Annotated in this window: 13 protein-coding genes and 1 pseudogene; 11 read left to right on the top strand and 3 right to left on the bottom strand. The window is 58.4% G+C overall.

Annotation, left to right across the window (positions count from 1 at the left end):
- The first annotated feature begins 121 nt into the window (after positions 1 to 121).
- From E5X88_RS33730 to tdh, 5 genes are all read left to right on the top strand, one after another.
- Entirely contained in the window at positions 122 to 466 is a 345-nt protein-coding gene (locus E5X88_RS33730; protein WP_091595831.1) for a helix-turn-helix domain-containing protein, read from the top strand.
- A 37-nt stretch (positions 467 to 503) separates the two neighbouring features.
- Positions 504 to 1,841 (top strand): serine hydroxymethyltransferase, encoded by a 1,338-nt coding sequence (glyA, locus tag E5X88_RS28910; protein ID WP_091595829.1) that lies wholly within the window; start codon positions 504 to 506, stop codon positions 1,839 to 1,841.
- Between the two features lie 57 nt (positions 1,842 to 1,898).
- Positions 1,899 to 3,074, top strand: a complete 1,176-nt coding sequence (gene metK / locus E5X88_RS28905; protein WP_063169265.1) for a methionine adenosyltransferase — start codon at positions 1,899 to 1,901, stop codon at positions 3,072 to 3,074.
- A gap of 19 nt (positions 3,075 to 3,093) precedes the next feature.
- Complete coding sequence (locus tag E5X88_RS28900) at positions 3,094 to 4,188, top strand: adenosine kinase (RefSeq protein WP_245316490.1); 1,095 nt, start codon at positions 3,094 to 3,096, stop codon at positions 4,186 to 4,188.
- Between the two features lie 65 nt (positions 4,189 to 4,253).
- A complete protein-coding gene (gene tdh, locus E5X88_RS28895) occupies positions 4,254 to 5,288 on the top strand; it encodes an L-threonine 3-dehydrogenase (RefSeq protein WP_091595827.1) in 1,035 nt (344 codons plus the stop codon).
- A gap of 580 nt (positions 5,289 to 5,868) precedes the next feature.
- Here tdh and E5X88_RS28890 read toward each other — a convergent pair.
- A complete protein-coding gene (locus E5X88_RS28890; protein WP_164747350.1) occupies positions 5,869 to 6,357 on the bottom strand; it encodes a hypothetical protein in 489 nt (162 codons plus the stop codon).
- Positions 6,358 to 6,964: 607 nt separating this feature from the next.
- Here E5X88_RS28890 and E5X88_RS28885 point away from each other — a divergent pair.
- The 4 genes from E5X88_RS28885 to E5X88_RS28870 all read left to right on the top strand — a co-directional run bounded on the left by E5X88_RS28885 (position 6,965) and on the right by E5X88_RS28870 (position 11,673).
- Positions 6,965 to 7,651, top strand: coding sequence for a response regulator transcription factor (locus E5X88_RS28885; protein WP_029354874.1), 687 nt, complete (start codon positions 6,965 to 6,967; stop codon positions 7,649 to 7,651).
- 71 nt (positions 7,652 to 7,722) lie between these two features.
- The gene (locus E5X88_RS28880; RefSeq protein WP_051695798.1) at positions 7,723 to 9,144 is read left to right on the top strand and encodes a type II and III secretion system protein family protein; all 1,422 of its coding nucleotides are present in this window, start codon (positions 7,723 to 7,725) and stop codon (positions 9,142 to 9,144) included.
- A 9-nt stretch (positions 9,145 to 9,153) separates the two neighbouring features.
- Entirely contained in the window at positions 9,154 to 9,717 is a 564-nt protein-coding gene (locus E5X88_RS28875) for a CpaD family pilus assembly lipoprotein (RefSeq protein WP_029354878.1), read from the top strand.
- Between the two features lie 84 nt (positions 9,718 to 9,801).
- Positions 9,802 to 11,673 (top strand): acyltransferase family protein, encoded by a 1,872-nt coding sequence (locus tag E5X88_RS28870; RefSeq protein WP_091595825.1) that lies wholly within the window; start codon positions 9,802 to 9,804, stop codon positions 11,671 to 11,673.
- A gap of 489 nt (positions 11,674 to 12,162) precedes the next feature.
- Here the strand turns inward: E5X88_RS28870 and E5X88_RS28865 are convergent, their stop codons facing one another.
- Positions 12,163 to 13,302, bottom strand: coding sequence for a porin (locus tag E5X88_RS28865; protein WP_236387763.1), 1,140 nt, complete (start codon positions 13,300 to 13,302; stop codon positions 12,163 to 12,165).
- 679 nt (positions 13,303 to 13,981) lie between these two features.
- Between E5X88_RS28865 and E5X88_RS28860 the strand changes: the two genes are divergently transcribed.
- A complete protein-coding gene (locus tag E5X88_RS28860) occupies positions 13,982 to 14,338 on the top strand; it encodes a hypothetical protein (protein WP_091595902.1) in 357 nt (118 codons plus the stop codon).
- Positions 14,339 to 14,833: 495 nt separating this feature from the next.
- Positions 14,834 to 16,163, top strand: a pseudogene (gene hemN / locus E5X88_RS28855) (oxygen-independent coproporphyrinogen III oxidase).
- Positions 16,164 to 16,393: 230 nt separating this feature from the next.
- Here hemN and E5X88_RS28850 read toward each other — a convergent pair.
- Positions 16,394 to 18,037 carry an MFS transporter gene (locus E5X88_RS28850; protein WP_128260324.1) on the bottom strand — a complete coding sequence of 548 codons (1,644 nt, stop codon included), beginning with the start codon at positions 18,035 to 18,037 and terminating at the stop codon, positions 16,394 to 16,396.
- Positions 18,038 to 18,077 lie beyond the last annotated feature (40 nt).

Below are 18,077 nucleotides of genomic sequence, written 5' to 3'. Positions count from 1 at the left end.
ATCTTCCATTAGCATCCATACCAGCGGATTTACAGCAAATGACGAGAAGAGATCTCATGCGGATTGATGGGGATAGAAGGGCTAGCGGCTTGCTGCATCCCGTCCGGGTTGATGCCAACCAATGTTGACACTGGTAAATCGCGTAAGGACGGCAGCGCATCTTGATCGCCTTCGAATCCTGGGCCTTTGCGCGCATGCGGATCTAACCGTCGGCGAGCTGGCCGATATTACCAGTCTGCCTCGCGAGCAGGTTCGACGCCACGTCCGGCGGCTGGTCAGAGCCAACTTTCTTTGCTGCAACGAACAACGTCCGCAGTCTTCGTACCATATGCAAGCAGGAGGCAAGGATGGCGGGCTGGCTCAATTGGTGGTCGATCTCCTGCCCCACGATGATGGTCATCATAAAAGAGACCTACAACGCCTGGAAGCAATACAAGACGCGCGGTTGAAGGGACCGCCTGCTTGATCGTGAAATAGATCAGTCCAAATGGAGCGCGACTACCATGGATAACTCCGCCGGCGGCGCCATCGCGCAGCCCGACACTTACGGGCGGCCTCACTTAGCCGCCGTCGACTCCCGCGTTCGCGAACTGCTTCTAAGACAGGAGCGCCAGGAGCGGACAACTCTCAAACTGATCGCCTCCGAGAACTTTGCCTCCTCGGCGGTGTTGGAAGCGACCGGGTCGATTTTCACCAACAAGTATGCCGAGGGATACCCCGGTGCGCGCTACTACGCCGGAAACGAGATCGTCGATGAGCTTGAGACCCTCGCGATCGAGCGCCTGAAAGCGCTATTTGGCAGTGAACACGCCAACGTCCAGCCTTATTCAGGCTCGCCAGCCAACCAGGCTGTCTATCGCGCGCTTTTGAGCCCCCGTGACAAAGTGATGGGCTTGCCTTTACCCGAAGGCGGCCATCTGACTCACGGTTGGTCCGTCAATTTTTCCGGCAGCGATTATCAGCGCGTCCCGTACAGGCTGCACGAAAAGACACAGCAAATTGACTATGACCACTTGCGCGAGACCGCCAAGCGGGAACGCCCGAAGCTAATTTGGGTCGGCGGAACTGCTTATCCGCGTATTTTTGACTACGCGGCAATGGCCGAAATTGCTTCGGAGGTGAACTCGTATCTGGTGGCTGACATCGCCCACATCAGCGGCCTGGTTGTCGCAGGAGTGCATCCGAACCCCGTGCCCCATTGCGATGTGGTCACCAGCACCTCTCACAAGTCGATCCGCGGTCCCCGGGGTGGCTTCATTTTATCAAGGAATGAAGACCGTTATCAGCCCCTCCATCATCCGAAGAGCAAACACAATCTGGCCAAACGTATAGACCGCGCCGTGTTCCCTCTTCTGCAAGGCGGACCGCATATGAATACTATCGCCGCGCTTGCCGTCGCTTTGCAGGAAGCAGCGAACTCGTCCTTTCGTGTCTACGGTCAGCAGATCGTCCACAACGCCAAGGCTCTGGCCCAGGCGCTTCTGGAGCGAGGTTATGAACTCGTCACCGGGGGCACTGACAATCACATGCTGATCCTTGATCTTCGGGACCGGCCGCTGTCAGGCAAAGCCTATGCGGAGCGCTTATCGCGTGCAGGCATCATTGCGAATTTCAATATGGTCCCGGGCGACCGGCGGCATCCGGCGCTGACAAGCGGCATCCGCTTAGGGACGCCAGCGGTGACGTCCATGGGCATGCGCGAAACGGAGATGGTGCAGATCGCCGCTTTCATCGACTCGGTCTGCCGCCAGCCCGATGACCAGGAAGTTCATGCGAGCGTACGAAGAGACGTTGCCGACTTCTGCACTGCGTTCGATGTTCCCGGCATCCCCGACCGATAAGCCACCCCAATCCAGAAACTCCTCACTAACTCCAGCACTTGAAGCGAGGGCATTTTTATGACCAGGCAGTTCGTGTTCTCTTCCGAATCCGTCGGCGCGGGACACCCCGATAAGATGGCAGACAACATCTCCGATGCCATTCTCGATGCGGTCCTGCGCACCGATCCGAAGGCGCGCGTCGCCTGTGAAGTGTTGGTGAAGACGGGGATGGTCGTTGTGGCTGGCGAGATCACCAGCCATGCCCACATCGATTACAGCCAAGTCGCCCGCGATACGATACTCGATATTGGCTACGACGATGATGCGATTGGCTTTGATGGTCGACGTTGCGCCGTCGTTCTGGCCCTCACCGAGCAGTCGCCCGACATAAGCCAGGGCGTTGATGAAGGACGAGGGCAGGATCTCGGGCAGGGGGCAGGGGATCAGGGCATCATGTTTGGATTCGCATGCAACGAGACGGATACATTGATGCCCCTGCCGATCCAACTCGCTCACCATTTGACGAAAAGACAGGCCGAGGTCCGGAAAGCGGGACAGCTTGGCTGGCTGCGTCCGGACGTGAAATCTCAAGTGTCCGTACGCTACGAAGGGCTCCGCCCGGTGGCGCTGGATACCATAGTCCTGTCGACGCAGCATGACGAAGCGGTCTCACAAGCCACGGTCCGCGAAGGCGTCATTGAGGAGATCATAAAACCGGTCCTGCCGGCCCACCTGGATACTTCGGGGATCAGATTTCTGGTCAACCCAACAGGGCGGTTCGTGGTCGGTGGGCCTGCCGGCGACTGCGGCCTCACAGGACGGAAGATCATCGTCGATTCCTACGGTGGGACCGGGCGTCACGGCGGCGGTGCCTTTTCGGGCAAGGACCCATCCAAGGTTGACCGCTCGGCGGCCTATGCCGCCCGGTATGTCGCGAAGAACATCGTTGCCAGCGGCCTTGCGGAGGTCTGCGAGGTTCAGCTTGCCTACGCGATCGGCGTGGCCAGTCCGGTTTCTGTCATGGTCAATACTTTCGGAACCGCAAGGATCGAGGAAAAAAGGATCGAGCGCCTTGTTCTCGAGGTTTTCAATCTCCGACCGAAAGGCATCATCAAGATGCTTGATCTCTTACGCCCGATATACCGCAAGACGGCGACATACGGACACTTCGGGCGTGAAGAGCCTGAGTTCACCTGGGAGAAGACGGACAAAGCTGACGATTTGCTGCGTGAAGCAGGACCGGCAGCTGCGTGAGGGCGGCTGGATCAAGCGCATGCGGCAACCCATTTCAACTCGCGAGACCACGCCCGGCCGGCATGGCAAGAAGCCGGCTCGGGTTTTTGGCGGAGATTTTGATGCGGATTATGACGTGCTCTGCATCGGTAATGCCATTGTCGACATCATCGCCCAGTGCGACGAGGCATTCCTCGAGACCAACGGCATCATCAAGGGAGCGATGAACCTCATCGACACAAGGCGCGCCGAGCTGCTCTACAGCCGCATGGGTCCGGCGATCGAGGCCTCCGGCGGCAGCGCCGGCAACACGGCGGCCGGCGTCGCCAGCTTTGGCGGCCGCGCCGCCTTCTTCGGCAAGGTCTCCAACGATGCGCTGGGCGAAATCTACGCCCACGACATCCATGCGCAAGGCGTCGCCTTCGACACCACGCCGCTCAAGGGTGAACCGCCGACGGCGCGCTCGATGATCTTCGTCACGCCCGACGGCGAGCGCTCGATGAACACCTATCTCGGCGCCTGCGTCGAGCTCGGGCCTGAGGATGTCGAGGCGGACAAGGCCTCTGGCGCCAAGGTCACCTATTTCGAAGGCTATCTGTGGGATCCGCCGCGCGCCAAGGAAGCAATCCGCCAGACGGCGATGCTGGCGCACGCGGCAGGCCGCGAAGTGTCGATGACCCTGTCGGATTCGTTCTGCGTCGACCGCTACCGCGACGAGTTCCTCGAGCTGATGCGTTCGGGTACCGTCGACATCGTCTTTGCCAACAGCCACGAGATCAAATCGCTTTACCAGACGGCGTCGTTCGACGAAGCGCTGGCGCAGATTCGCAAGGATTGCCGCATCGCCGCCGTGACCCGATCGGAAAAAGGCTCGGTGATCGTGCGCGGCGACGAGACCGTGGTGATCAAGGCGACCGCCATCAAGGAGCTGATCGACACGACGGGCGCCGGCGATCTCTATGCCGCCGGCTTCCTGCATGGCTACACGCAAGGCCGTGACTTGCAGACCTGCGGCGACCTTGGCTCACTGGCAGCCGGATTGGTGATCCAGCAGATCGGCCCCAGGCCCCGTCAGAATTTGCGCCGCGAGGCCGAGCAGGCGGGGCTGACCATTCCGGACGTTCAAACGAGTTAGTGGCCTACCTTCCCGTTGTGCAGGCTATCTCGCCAGAAGCGCAATCACGGAATAGGGAAATCCTGATGTCGAACATGATGAAGGCGCTTGTGAAGGCCAAGGCCGAACCGGGCATCTGGATGGAAGAGGTGCCGGTGCCGGAAATCGGCCCCAACGACGTGCTGATCAAGATCAAGAAGACGGCGATCTGCGGCACCGACGTGCACATCTACAATTGGGACCAGTGGGCGCAGAAGACGGTGCCGGTGCCGATGGTGACGGGCCATGAATTCGTCGGCACCGTTGCCGATTTCGGCGCAGCGGTCACCGAATACAAGGTCGGCCAGCGTGTATCGGGCGAAGGCCACATCGTCTGCGGCCATTGCCGCAACTGTCGCGCCGGGCGAGGGCATCTGTGCCGCAACACACTCGGCGTCGGCGTCAACCGTCCGGGCGCGTTCGGCGAGTATCTGGCGATCCCGCAGCACAATGTCGTGCCGATCCCCGACGATGTGCCCGATGAGATTGCCGCGATCTTCGATCCCTTGGGCAATGCCGTCCACACCGCATTGTCCTTCGATCTGGTCGGCGAGGACGTGCTGGTGACTGGCGCCGGGCCGATCGGCATCATGGGCGCGCTCGTCGCCCAATGCGTCGGTGCGCGCAAAGTGGTCATCACTGACATCAACCCGGTGCGGCTGGCACTGGCGAAAAAGCTCGGCGTCCAGCATGTCGTCGACGCCTCGAAGGAAAAGCTGCGCGACGTCATGCCGGCGCTCGGCATGACCGAGGGGTTTGACGTCGGCCTCGAAATGTCGGGCGCAGCCCCCGCCTTCCGCGACATGATCGATACCATGAACAATGGCGGCAAGATCGCCATTCTGGGCATTGCGCCGACCGGCTTCGAGATCGACTGGAACAAGGTCATCTTCAAGATGCTGCATCTCAAGGGCATCTACGGCCGCGAGATGTTCGAGACCTGGTACAAGATGATCGCGCTGGTGCAGGGTCCTCTCGACGTGTCGGGCCTGATCACACACCGCATCGGGGTCGATGACTACCTCGACGGTTTCGAGGCGATGAAGAGCGGCAATTCGGGGAAGGTGGTGATGGATTGGTAGGGATTGCCTTGGCCGCTCTTCAGGAAAAGCTGACGGGACAGCACCCCTCTGGTCCGCCGGACATCTTCCAACGAGGGGAACATGGCTGGGTGGAGAGCTATGGCTCCGCTAGGTGCGCCCCCTAATCATGATACGGCGACGTATCGCGGCCCATCCGATAACGGTCGATGGTGGCAATTCGCCTCAGCCGATGACGGAAATCCGGTGAACGGATGCTCACAGGCCCCCACGCGATCGTCTATTTCCTAAGATCTGCGATTGAGGTCGAGGTGTTGCCGCCGTTTCAGCGGGTAAGATGCGTTAGACGACTTCCGGTACCTTTCCGGTCAGCGAATTAACGAAGGCAACGAGCCGCATTGGACAGGTCGTGCCATTCCGGTTCGGGGGAAGTATGGCGCGGCTCAGCATGGCGACACGGTCGGAACTGAAGCGGCGATCGTGGAGCGTTATCGCGGCGTTGACAAGCGGCGCATTCTGAATGAGTTCGGGGCGGTAATCGGCTATTATCGCAAGCGCGCGCGATCCGTCTTATGAACCGTCGTGAGCAGAGGCCGTCTGCGAGCAAGAGCCGCAGCCGCTGTTACGGCAGCGATGTCCGCGAGGCGCTCATCGTGTTGTGGGAGGCTTCGGAGCGGCTGAGGTCCGCATCGTCGCTCGCGGCGGCCAGCGCCGCCGGGCAGGAATGAGTTCGGCAGTTCGCCGCTCGGTGCAAGCCCGCACCTCGGCGATTGGAAAGATCCGCCGCCCGGCTTTGTTGAGCGCATTCGGGCACGTCTTGGTCGGGGAGCTTCGTGCAGACGATGGTGCTGACCGAAATTGCCACCGGCTGGACCGAATGCATTCCGGTCCGCACGCGCAACAGCGGCAATGTGATCATGGCGATCAAGCAGGCCCGCTCGCGGTTTCCCTGACCCTGTGCTGCTGTTTGCCGGCATCCGCCCGCACAGGAAGAGCTTGGAAAGCGGTCGATCGTCGTGGCCTGAATGCGGAAATCGAGGAGCCGTTGGTCGTCGATCTCCAGCCTGAACGCGGTCGTTTCCTGGTGCCGCAAATCGGCTGTTGCATACACATCCCTGTCAGACGTCAGTTTTCCTCGCCCATTTTGGTGTCGAGATGCGAAGTGCTCTTTTGGACCAGCAAGGCTTTTTGGAAATCTGAGAGCGGCTTTCCGCGGGGCGCTCCATTTTTGAGCATCAAGCTACCACAGCCAATGACGCGCAGGTTCCACCAGACTCGCCAGCCTTGAAGGACAGCGAAATAGCAGAGCACGACAGACACAACAATCCATCAGGAAGCCGCAGTCGTTGAAGATGCGGCGCTGCATCCATACCGTGGATGCATTCGATCCAAATAATCGATTTGTTCAATCAGTTTCTCGAAAGCTAACCCTACCCTCTGTGGGAATCGGGCTCTGGGCCGCGACGCTGCCTTGCGAGCGCAGGGGCTGCACGTAGGAGAGATGATGCAACGAGAAATCGCACGCGGGTTGCTGGCGTCGTGGGTTCGCCGACCGGCGTATTTGAGCCCGTCAGTTGGTCCTCACCCGCGCCTATTGCCACCGAGCGACTTGCATGTCCCTCCAACTCGGACCTGTTCCGAGAGATGCGACGAGTTGTGCGCCGTGTGCTCCGATCAGATGGCCGCCGGTGACGCGTCTCTCTTCGATAGGAGATGAAATGCGAACGCTGCTCGTGGATCATCATGCGGATCTTGCGCGCGCCATGCGACTTGCGCTCGGGGATGGCGGCTTCGTCGTTGATGTCGTTGGTACTCTGGAACTGGCCTCGAGTGCATTTTCTTGCGCCAGCTATGAAATTCTCCTGCTGGAATTGGCTCTGCCAGATGGCGATGGCTTGGGTTGGCTGAGGCAGTTGAGGACCCACGGGCATTCAGTTCCTGCCGTCATTATGAGCAGCCTTAACGATCTCGATAAGCGAATTGCGATCTTCAACGGTGGTGCGGACGACTTTCTGCTCAAACCCGTCTCTACCGATGAGCTTATCGCCAGAATGAGAGCCATTCTGCGCCGGGCGTCACAGATGACCGACCTGAGGCTCGTATTTGGCAATCTCAACTTCGATCCGGTCGCCCGGCAGGTTTTCGTTGCTGGGCACCCAATGATGATCGCACGTCGCGAACTCTGTATTCTAGAGCATCTGCTTAACCGGGCAGGCCGCATCGTGCCCCGTGCGCAGTTGGAAGATCACCTCTATTCGTTCAACGACGACGTGTCTGCCAACGCGCTTGAAGTCGGAATCTATCGTTTACGTGGACATCTGACCAGATCAGGTGCAACGCCACGGATCAAGACCATCCGTGGCATTGGCTACATTCTAGAATTGACTGACGCGTCATCCGCATAGTTTGTCGAATCGAAAGAAGATCTATTTTGCTGATCCTTCAACATCCTTGCCCTGCGCTCAATTGGCGGGCGATCGCCATCAAGGTTCCGAGACCTGCAGTGCCCCGTTACCTGGGCCATCTCCTCTGCGCGCTTATTGTGACTTTCCCACTTGGTGTCGCGGCGCAAAACAAGCAGGACAAAGGCGCGCCGCGTGCGGCTTCGAATAGCATCAATGCCACGCTGACCCTTTCCTCTTCGCTCGGGGAGACCGTTCATCTGCCCGCGCCAGCCACGACCATCTTTGTTGCTGACCCGACGATCGCGGATTTTCAGGCACCATCGAGCAAAACAATCTTCGTCTTTGGCAAGAAATCGGGGCGGACCAGCCTATTCGCCTTGGACGGCAACGGCGAGCCTCTCGCCGAATTGCGTATCGTTGTCACGCAACCGATCGGGGATTTACGCGCCATGTTGCGGGAGCAGGTCGGCGACTATCCCATCCGCGTCAACTATACGCCGCGCGGCGCAATCCTTAGCGGGACGGCGCCCGACGCAGAGGTCGCCGACACCGCAAAAAGAGTCACTGAGCAATATCTGGGCGACGGAGCGCAAGTCGTCAACAACATCAAGGTCGCTGGATCCCTGCAAGTTAACCTCAGCGTGCGCGTAGCCGAAGTCTCACGCAGCGCCATGAAGTCACTTGGCGTCAACCTGTCCGCCTTCGGTCAAATCGGCAATTTCAAAGTGGGCGTTCTAAGCGGAAGCGGTGCAAGCGCTGGATCTGGTTCAACCCAGGGTGGCGGTACAGCAGAAATCGGATTCGACAACGGTGTCGTCAACGTCAGCGCGGTTCTCGACGCGCTCGCCAAGGAGCATATAGCTTCCGTCCTGGCTGAGCCGAACCTCACCGCTATGTCGGGTGAAAAAGCCAGCTTTCTAGCTGGCGGCGAATTTCCCATTCCTGTCCTGCAGGAAAACAGGCAGGTATCGGTTGAATTCCGTCACTTCGGCGTCAGTCTGGAATTTGTGCCGACAGTTCTCAGCAACAATCAAATCAACATTCACGTAACGCCCGAAGTCAGTGAACTGTCGACGCAAGGTGCCGTGCAAATCAACGGAATTTCCGTGCCGGCAGTTTCCACGCGCCGAGCCGATACGGTCGTCGAACTCGCCAGTGGGCAGAGCTTCGCAATCGGCGGTCTAATCAGGCGGAACGTCAACAATGATGTCAGGGCCTTTCCCTGGCTCGGAGAAATGCCGATCCTGGGACCGCTTTTTCGCTCGTCCTCGTTTCAAAAAGAGGAGTCAGAACTGGTCATTCTAGTTACGCCTTACATTGTAAGACCAGGCTCCAACCCAAACCAGATGAGCGCACCTACGGAGCGGGCGGCACCGGCTTTGAACGGAGGGGGCGCTCCGACGAATTCCGTGGCAAGTCCCCCGCGAGACCGCGCTGCTATCCGTGCGGGCGCGCCAAGCGCCCAGGGCGGTCTCGGCTTCATCATCGAATAGTGTCGTCCAATGATGTTGCGTTTTATAGTCCTCTTTGTCGCTCTGGCACCAAGCGTAAGTGGCTGCACAAGCACTACGCCAGTTGATGTCGAACCATCGGCATCAATGCTTGTCCGAGAGGAGACCACCCTCCTGACGTTGCAAAGCCTGCGCGCTTCCGAACGGCAGCGTTTGCGTGATTTCCTAAACAAGGCCAGTCGCGGCCGATTCGATGCCCTCCACCTCCTCATCAGCGGTTCGCCCCAGCTCAGCGCAGGGGTAGCCCATCAGGCCAGGCAGTTGGCAATCGAAGCAGACAACATTCAATTGCTCGATCAACACGACGCCGGCTCAGTGCGAATTGAGGCGATTGTCTATCACGCCCGTCCGCCGGTCTGTCCCTCATATGGTGCCTTACCCAATGAAGAATCCTTCAAACAGCCGCTTGGTTGTTCGACAGGATTTAACCTGGCCGTGATGGTCAACGATCCGCGCGATCTGCTCGACAATCAGGCCGTCAAGTCCGGCGATGGCGATCGTGCTTCTGTACCAGTTGCCACTTACAGAACGTTCGGGACGGATAAAGGTGGCTGATACCGGCCCTTATCTTGGCAGCACTCCTACCGGAGATTGAAAGCTTCCAATCTCGTCCTGATCTAAAATCAAAGGAACCGCTGGATGCAATATAGGCGCGATATCGCGGGCCTTAGGGCTGTTGCTGTACTTCCGGTCGTACTCTTTCATTTCGGAATTTCGGCGATCCCGGGTGGCTTTAGCGGGGTTGATATCTTCTTCGTCATCTCCGGCTACCTTATCAGCGGAAGCCTCTTGGATGACCTTGAACGCGGCCAATTTTCGATCGTCAACTTCTACTGGCGCCGTGCCCGGCGCATTCTGCCGGCTCTCGTCTTTGTGATGCTTCTCACCTGCATTGCCGCATTGTTCATTCTTCTGCCATCGGATCTGCGCGAATTCGGTCTTAGCATCATAGCTGCCTCGACCTTCTGGTCGAACGTTTTTTTCTGGAAAACGTCAAGTTACTTCTCGATCGATGCCGCGCTTCGACCACTGTTGCACACCTGGTCGCTTTCCGTAGAGGAGCAGTACTACATCTTCGCCCCAATCCTGATGTTCCTAATCTATCGCTACATCGGGAAGCGCTGGCTGACGACACTTCTTCCGATAATTCTCTGCAGCTTCGTAATGGCGGTGATGGCGACATCGCTGGCGCCCACCGCCGGATTCTATCTGCTGCCGACCCGAATCTGGGAACTCATGTTGGGCGCCCTGCTCATGCTCAAACGCCCCCCGCCGTTGGGCAACAGATTCCTGATGGAGTCGGTGGGGTTGGCCGGATTTGGCCTTCTCGCCATCGGGTTCTTCGCGCTTTCGGAGAGCGACCCGTTCCCAGGCTACAACGCCTTGTATCCATGCATCGGAACGGCCCTTCTGATCTATGTTGGCCAAAATTCCCCCTCGACGGTCGCCAGCCGCATGCTCGAAGTCCGGCCGCTGGTCTGGATTGGGCTCATCTCGTATTCTTTGTATCTTGTTCACTGGCCGCTCAATGCGTTCGCGCATTATCTTTCGTTCCAAAAACTCGATCCTTTGATGACCGGTGCGATGTTGGTAGCAAGCCTCGCATTGGCTGCATTCTCCTGGAAGTTTGTAGAGCAGCCGTTTCGACAGAAGAGGGCCTTCACCGCCCCGGGGCCTATCTTTGCCTTTTCAGCGCTCGCGATCGTTGTTCTTTGTGCCGGCGGAGCGGCGGGGGCGCTCGGCAACGGCTTTCCGCAACGGTTTCCGGACTATGTCCAGCGGCGCATTTCCGTCGGGGACTGGAGGAATGGCATCTGTTTCAACGAGGGCACCAGCCGGATCGAAAGCTGGAATATGGAGGATTGCACGCGCACTCGCGGTTTTCCAACAACGGTTTTTTTGTGGGGCGACTCCTTCGCCGCGCACTATGTTTCCGGCCTGGGTGCTAACATAAATCGGTTGCAGGCGAACATCGTGGAATATACGTACGCCGGCTGCCCGCCGATACTCTCTTACTACTCTTACGCTCGTCTTGATTGTGTCCGGTTCAATCGCAAGGCCTTGGACATCATCTTGGAAGCGGACATCAAGACGGTTATCCTCAGCGGTAAATGGAGTGACTATGAGGTCAGAGGCTTCGACGGTCTTCAGCAAACAATCGATACGCTTCGTGCCCTGGGCGTGCGCGTGTTTGTCATCGGCCAGTCTCCGCAGTTCCCAACTGACGTCCGGAAAATTGCGTTCTTCGCCAAGCGCCAAAATCTGGACGATACGTCCTGGCCGATGGCGATGGACCCCGGCATCAACGAACGTGTGCGCTCATTTACCAAAGGCGCCACATTCATCGATCCGCTGAAATTCCTGTGCAGCGCAGGACGCTGCCCCTATTCCGACAGAGGAGAGTTTATGTATTTCGACTATGGTCATTTCTCTTCAGCCGGCGCCACACTGGCAATCTCGAAATACTGGCCGGCTTTTGGCAAAGACAATGCTCTTCCTAAGACGAAGTAGCGGGTCAGACGGCTGACAAGCACCAGTGCGGGTCCCTGTGATTGCTCCTGCTTCGGCAGCAGCCGCGACGATGGAGCTGTTCAGGTTTAAGGCCACCCGATAGCGAGCTAGGATGGGTGCTGCCACGCGGATCGGACTAAGCGTGCATTATCACGTAAATGTTGAGAGAATGAATGGCGCCGCGAAGGGCAATTCCAGCCATCCACAGCGACAGGCGTGTCGCGGTCCCGACATAGCAGTGGCACTTACCTGACACGGCCTCACACTGCCCTCTAAACGGCCCCGAATTTGAACTGACCACCCCTGGCCGGTTCATTGGGCAGGTCAAGGGCTAGGCTGTATTACACAGGGCTCACCCCTTTCAGTCTCAAGTTGGTACGATGGGCCGTGGACGGTCGATGCAGACTTCAAGGATGGCGAAAGAAGCTCTCTATGCGTGCGTTGTCGAGGCAAGTGCCTTTGCCAGAGATGCTCGCGGCTGGAGAGATTTCAAAATGAGCGTTGGAAGCGGAGAATGCCGCCGACGCTGTTCGGCTTGCTCGTGCCCTTGACGGTGGTAGGGTCGGCAGGGCCGACGCCAAAGTTGCCGTAGTGGTCGTAATCGACCTCGGCTGTGACCGTGAAGCCAGGAACGACCATATAGACGACGTTTGCAGCCAAACCAGAATTCTTGAGCTGATCACTCGAGACCTGAAAGTTGAACGAAGTTTTCTCGTCAAACTCGTAGGTGGCGCCCGCCCAGAAAGCCCACTGGCCGTTCCAGATTTTGTACGAGCCGCGCACATGATTGGCGATTGCGCCGTTTGAGTCCTCGTTGAGACTGCCATTGGAACCGTAGCCGAACAGTCCAAACAGCGACAGCTGGTTTGTGACAGCGACGTCGACACGGATCTTGCCGGCCAAAGCTTCGTAGTTGCTGTCATAAGCCGCGACGCCGGTGATCGAGCCCCAGCCTTGCGTGTATTTCAAGCCGGCGACAACGTGCGGAATATAGCTGTCGATAGTACCGGCTGAGCCCGATCCTTGTTCGAGCGAAATCACGGTCGAAATGCCGTTGCCGGCGTCGAAGTAGTACTGAGCCACGTTGGTGTCGAAGCCGGCCGACCGAACGAGCATACTATCGAGAACGTTGCCAGCGTAGCTTACAAACGTATCGAAGGCCGACCCGTCCTTGCCAACTCGCAGGCCCCCCAGCTCGACCCAGGCAGAAGCCAGTGCGAGGCCGCTGTTGAAATCATAGTTCTGAGGACTGTCACGCGAGTTAGCGCTATTGCCAAAATTCACGTGGGTTTCGGTATAGGTCGTCAACGCGCCGAGCTCGGTCTGCTGGCCGCTCCAAGTTTTAAACGTGAAGCGTGTGTTGTTTCGCCAAGTGCCTTGCTCCTCGCCAGTTCTCACATCCGAGGTTCTTGCGCTGTCGTACGATCGGACATCACCCAGGCCGATATCATAACGGACATAGCCGCCGATGCGCAGGCAGGTCTCGGTGTTGGGAATATAGGAATACCCCGAGCCGAGGACGTCGCAGATCTTGATGTACTCGGCCGGTTCCCGCTCGGCGCCAGCTGCTCGAACGACGGAAGCGGCCATCAGAGCAGTTAAGCCGAGAAGTGGACTCTTGATGTACATATCTAGATCTCCATGAAGGATTAAAAAGGATGTAGGCGTAAGAGCAAGCTGTTCATCTGAATTTTGTGCGTGTGGTCTCCAATGGTTGGACTCCAAAGCGCTGGACACGAGAGTTTAGCCAGCGTAAAAAGCCACATGTACTTATAATAGTGTTTTCTGCTAGGAGATTCATTATCGTTTATATGTGAAACACTCCGGTCAGACCGCTGCAGCCTCGGAATAGAGCAGCAAGCGACATGCCAACCTGAAGCGTAGATGCGGCCGACACCAAAATTGGGCCGACGCGCCTTCGTCTCGCTGGAATCACTTTTTTTGAGGGTCACTGCGAAAAGCAATGTGCGACACGGTTCGCCATGTTCGATATGTGACAGTCTCGTTTAACAGCGACGGCTTCCCGTCTGACCGCAACGGAGGCCGCTTCATGCGCTACCGAGAAGGATTACTGCGCGCGTGCGGTCCGCAAGGGCTGCGCCAGGAACAGAGGGCGTCCACGTCCGATGTGTCGCATGGTGGCCGAAGCACCTTTTCGCCGCTGTAAGCGTGCAGGTACATTGCGCGGCCGATAGCGAGAAGGGATCGCACCCTGAAACGGTTGCCTACGGCTCGCCTCGAGTAATTGGCGATGAACAGCATTCTCGAGAACTTAGTCTCGACGGAAAGAGCAACGAAAGGAAGCCGCTTGGACGAGCACGATCCGAAGGAAGAACTGATCGAGACCATTTTCCGCAACGGCACAATCACTGCCGTGGGTATCCTGCTTGCCTTTTCGCTCGGCTTCCTCACTCATTGGGCGGCGAACCCCTTGCCATGGCAACTCTACGATCTGTTCGCCGTAGTGCCGATCCTGCTCGGCATCGCACTGCAGATGAGAGCGCTGTCCATGCTGCTCGACATGAGTTCCTTGCGCCGCCCCATCTACGAACGCGCCAATCGCATTTTCATGGTCGGCCTCATCCAGACCGCGTGTGGCGTCGGGATGGCGATCTTGGTCGATCTTTTCGGGATATCGGTAGGGGGCACGCTGCCCGGCGCTTGACGACAAGCCACACCGCCGCTCATCGCTCGAAGCGACGTCAAGCTGGGGAGCCTTGTGCACCCCCTAGCGGCGCCTTCCTTTCATCAAATGAGCGGACGTCAGCTTTAGAGCGTCTCGGTGGCTAAAGCCGGTATGGTTTTTCGGCCGGCAGGGAAGGCCGCTGGCTGGACCTGGATGGCGTCTGAACGAGGCTTGACAGGTGCGTTGCGACGTTTGGCGTCGGACATGAATTTCGCATTGCAAAGTTCTTCCGCAGACGCCTCAAGCACACTGCGTCGGCGTCACGTACTCAAACGTTGAATGCGGCACCGCACCATCACCTCAGGCGGACCATGGCACGCGCGCTCGGTTGATACCGTCCTGTCCAAGCGAGACTGCGACATCGCCGCCTCCGCCTTGAAAACGCGGAGAAAGCGGGACGCACTGACTTAGGTCAGAGACAGGACGAGCGCGCAACGAAAGAATGATGGATCAGCGACGTGGGACGACAGCTCCTTGCACACCTCAATCCTGACAAAGTACCGGGACCCCCGGCCGCCTTGGTATACCATCTATCCGACTGTGCCAGACTTCTCTGCGGCGGTTGGTGCTGACGATTATGAGGAATGGCTGGGGGGCCTCCCGGCCGACGAATCGGTGTCGCTCTATTTCCACATTCCGTTTTGCCGATCCATGTGCTGGTATTGCGGCTTCCCTACCGCCGTCACCCGTCGCAACGGCCCGATCCTTAATTATTTGGCGGTGCTGCGTCAGGAGATCAGTTTGGTGTCGGAGCAAGTTCGGCAAGGGCTGCCGGTGAGCGATGTGCATTTCGGTGGCGGAACGCCTCACCTTATCGGGCCAGCCGAGCACTTGGCGCTGATGGAATTTCTACGCCGCCACTTCGCTTTCAGCAAAACTGCTGCGATCGCCGTGGAGATCGATCCCCGAACGTTCACACCGGAAATGGCCGAAGCCTTGGCAGCTACCGGTGTCAACCGCGCGAGCATCTGCGTGCAGAGCTTTGATCCCGATGTGCAAAAGGCGATCAATCGGATCCAGAGTAAGGTGCAGACGGCCGCTGCCGTCGAAAATCTCCGCCGGCATGGCGTTGGCCATATCAACTTCGATCTCATCTTCGGTCTCCCGAAACAGACTGTGCAGTCCTGCCATCCAGACCGCGATGGCTGCGGTCGCCATGCGCCCCAACCGGTTTGCGGTGTTCGGCTACGCGCATATTCCTTCCGTGATAAAGAATCAGCGCCTAATCGAGCAGGCAGGTCTACCGGACGGCGATGTTCGCGCCGAACAGGCTGCAGCTGTCGCCGAGACACTGGTTGGCGCCGGCTACCGGGAGATCGGGCTCGATCATTTCGCTCTGCCGGACGACGAACTCGCGCTAGCGCAGAAGACCGGGCGCCTGCGGCGTAATTCGCTGGGATACTCGGCCGATACTTGCAAAACCGTGATCGGCTTCGGCGCGTCGGCTATTGGCCGAGTCGGCGAGGGGTACGTTCAGAACGAAGTAACACGGGATTCTTACGCCCGGCACATCGCAAGTGGACGTCTGGCGACATCAAAGGGCCACCGGCTGACCGACGATGACCGGGTGCGCGCAGCAATCATCGAGCGACTGATGTGCGATTTGGAGGCCGACGTGCCGACCATCTGTGCCGCCCACGAAATCGAACCAGCTCGTTTTCTCGATTCAGTTGAGCGTTTGGTGACGCTGGCTGAGGAGGGGATCGTGGACGTCGAAAACGGCTTCATCCGCGTGCGGCCGGAGCACCGCTTTGTTGTTCGCGCCGTTGCTGCTGCATTCGATGCTTTTCTCGCGAATCGATGAGTTGAGGCCACGACTCCGAAGGCATCAGACCTTGTTTGGCGCTCGTCGGCATGGGCTCTCGCAGAAGACTCCGCAAGCGCATGCAGGGGACTCCACTTGACGCCGCGTTCATCATCATCTCGCCTGGGTGCGCTCGATCGCACAACTCGGAGCACGCTGCTCTCGGCGTGAGGCTGTGCTCTGCAAAGCACCGGTGATCCACCCTGTCCCTGGATAGCAGCTTGATGGCGTCATCTTGGAGGACGAGAAAAGATTGTCGAGGTACGGGTACGAATTGCCTCGGTCGTTCGTTCAATCGAAAGCACTGTCTGCGGAGGCACCTCTCCTTCATGCAGTGACAGGAGATGCTGGCCGACCTCCTTATCTGCTGCGGTGAGTCGATGATTTAGGCGGAGAAAGTCCATCCAGGTGGGGGTGCGGAATGTCTCCGTCCAAAGTGACGGTGTTTGCAGATTTCGCTGGAGCGTCCAGTTTCGTGCACCGGCACGGCTCTGGACGTGTCGCCGCGTGCGCATGTAGCCCAGAAAGGCCTCGATATTTTCCTCCGATATCAAATACTCGACCTTGGCCACGATAGGGCCACTTCTGGGTTTCAGATCGAGAGCCACGTCCGGCGGATGAAAAACTGAACTTTCTTGATCCGTTTCTTCCCAGGGACGGACCGGCAACACGATCCCCGCTGCTGCAACCAGCAACAGAGCGCCCGCGGCGCCCTCCAATGCTGAGGTCAAGGAATAGTTTTGCGCGACAGAACCCCAGATCCAGCTGCCAGCAGCCATACCGCCTGCGCTCAAGGCGTAGTAAATGGAGAGCGTGCGGCCTACAACCCACCTTGGGCTTGCCAACTGCACCGACACGTCAATGCCCGTCCAGGTGACAAGCCAACCCGCTCCGCCGAGCGCCAGCGAAATGGCCGCCACAGGAACCGACGATGTCAGGGCAAGGGAGAGGCAACAGACTGCACAAGCCACAGAGGCGAAGGCCACCAGCCTGTTTTGAGACGTGACCTTCCTCAAGAAGCCGTTGCCCATGCCCGCGATGAAAGCACCCATGCCGAAGCCGGCCAATAAGATACCGTAGACAATTGGCCCACTCTTCAACTGATCCCGGACGACGAGAGGGAGCAACGCCAGAATGGAGATGCTTGCCAATCCGAAAAGAGCTGCTCGGGCGGTCGCTGCCCTGATCTCCAAAGACATCGCCGTAAAGCGCACTCCGTCATGAATTGCCGTCGTCATTCTCTCACGAGGGAGAGGCGAAGAGCGGACCTCCCATTTGGTGCGCCATATCGCGCTTATAGGCGCCAGATCACTCACCGCAGCCAAGGCGAAAGCGGCCAGCGGCCCAAAGACGGCCAGGATCACGCCCCCTAAGGCCGGACCAACGCTGCGCACAATGTTGTATCCGACGGACATAAGCGTCACTGCGGCCGGAATGTCGCGTTTGTGAAGGATATCGCCGACCGAAGCGTGCCAGGCCGGATCATTCAAGGCAAAGCCGCAGCCGGCCAGGAAACCTAACCCGAGAATCAGCCAAGGACTGACAAATCCCAGACCCACAGAAATCATCAGCGTCATCGACGCCGATGCTATCAGGCAGTGTCCCGCAAACATCACCCACCGGCGGCTGAAGTTGTCGGCAATGGCTCCGGCGAAAACTGAGAGGAAGAACACCGGCAGTGTGGATGCGGCCTGGACGAGAGCCACCATAAGGTCGGACGCTGAAATCGTTGCCATAAGCCAACTGATGGCGACCGTTTGCACTAGCCAACCGAGGCTGGAAATCTGGGTGGCCGTCCAAATTGAGCGAAACACCTTGTTTCGAAATGGGGCGAGCGTCTTTGAAACGGGCGGTTGAGGATTTTCGCTCTGCATGAGGTTTTGCTGGCCTTCGATGAGCGCTGCGATTTGAGCA

It is taken from the genome of Mesorhizobium sp. (assembly GCF_004962245.1).
GTDB lineage: Bacteria > Pseudomonadota > Alphaproteobacteria > Rhizobiales > Rhizobiaceae > Mesorhizobium.
This window is presented reverse-complemented; position numbering and strand designations above follow the sequence as displayed.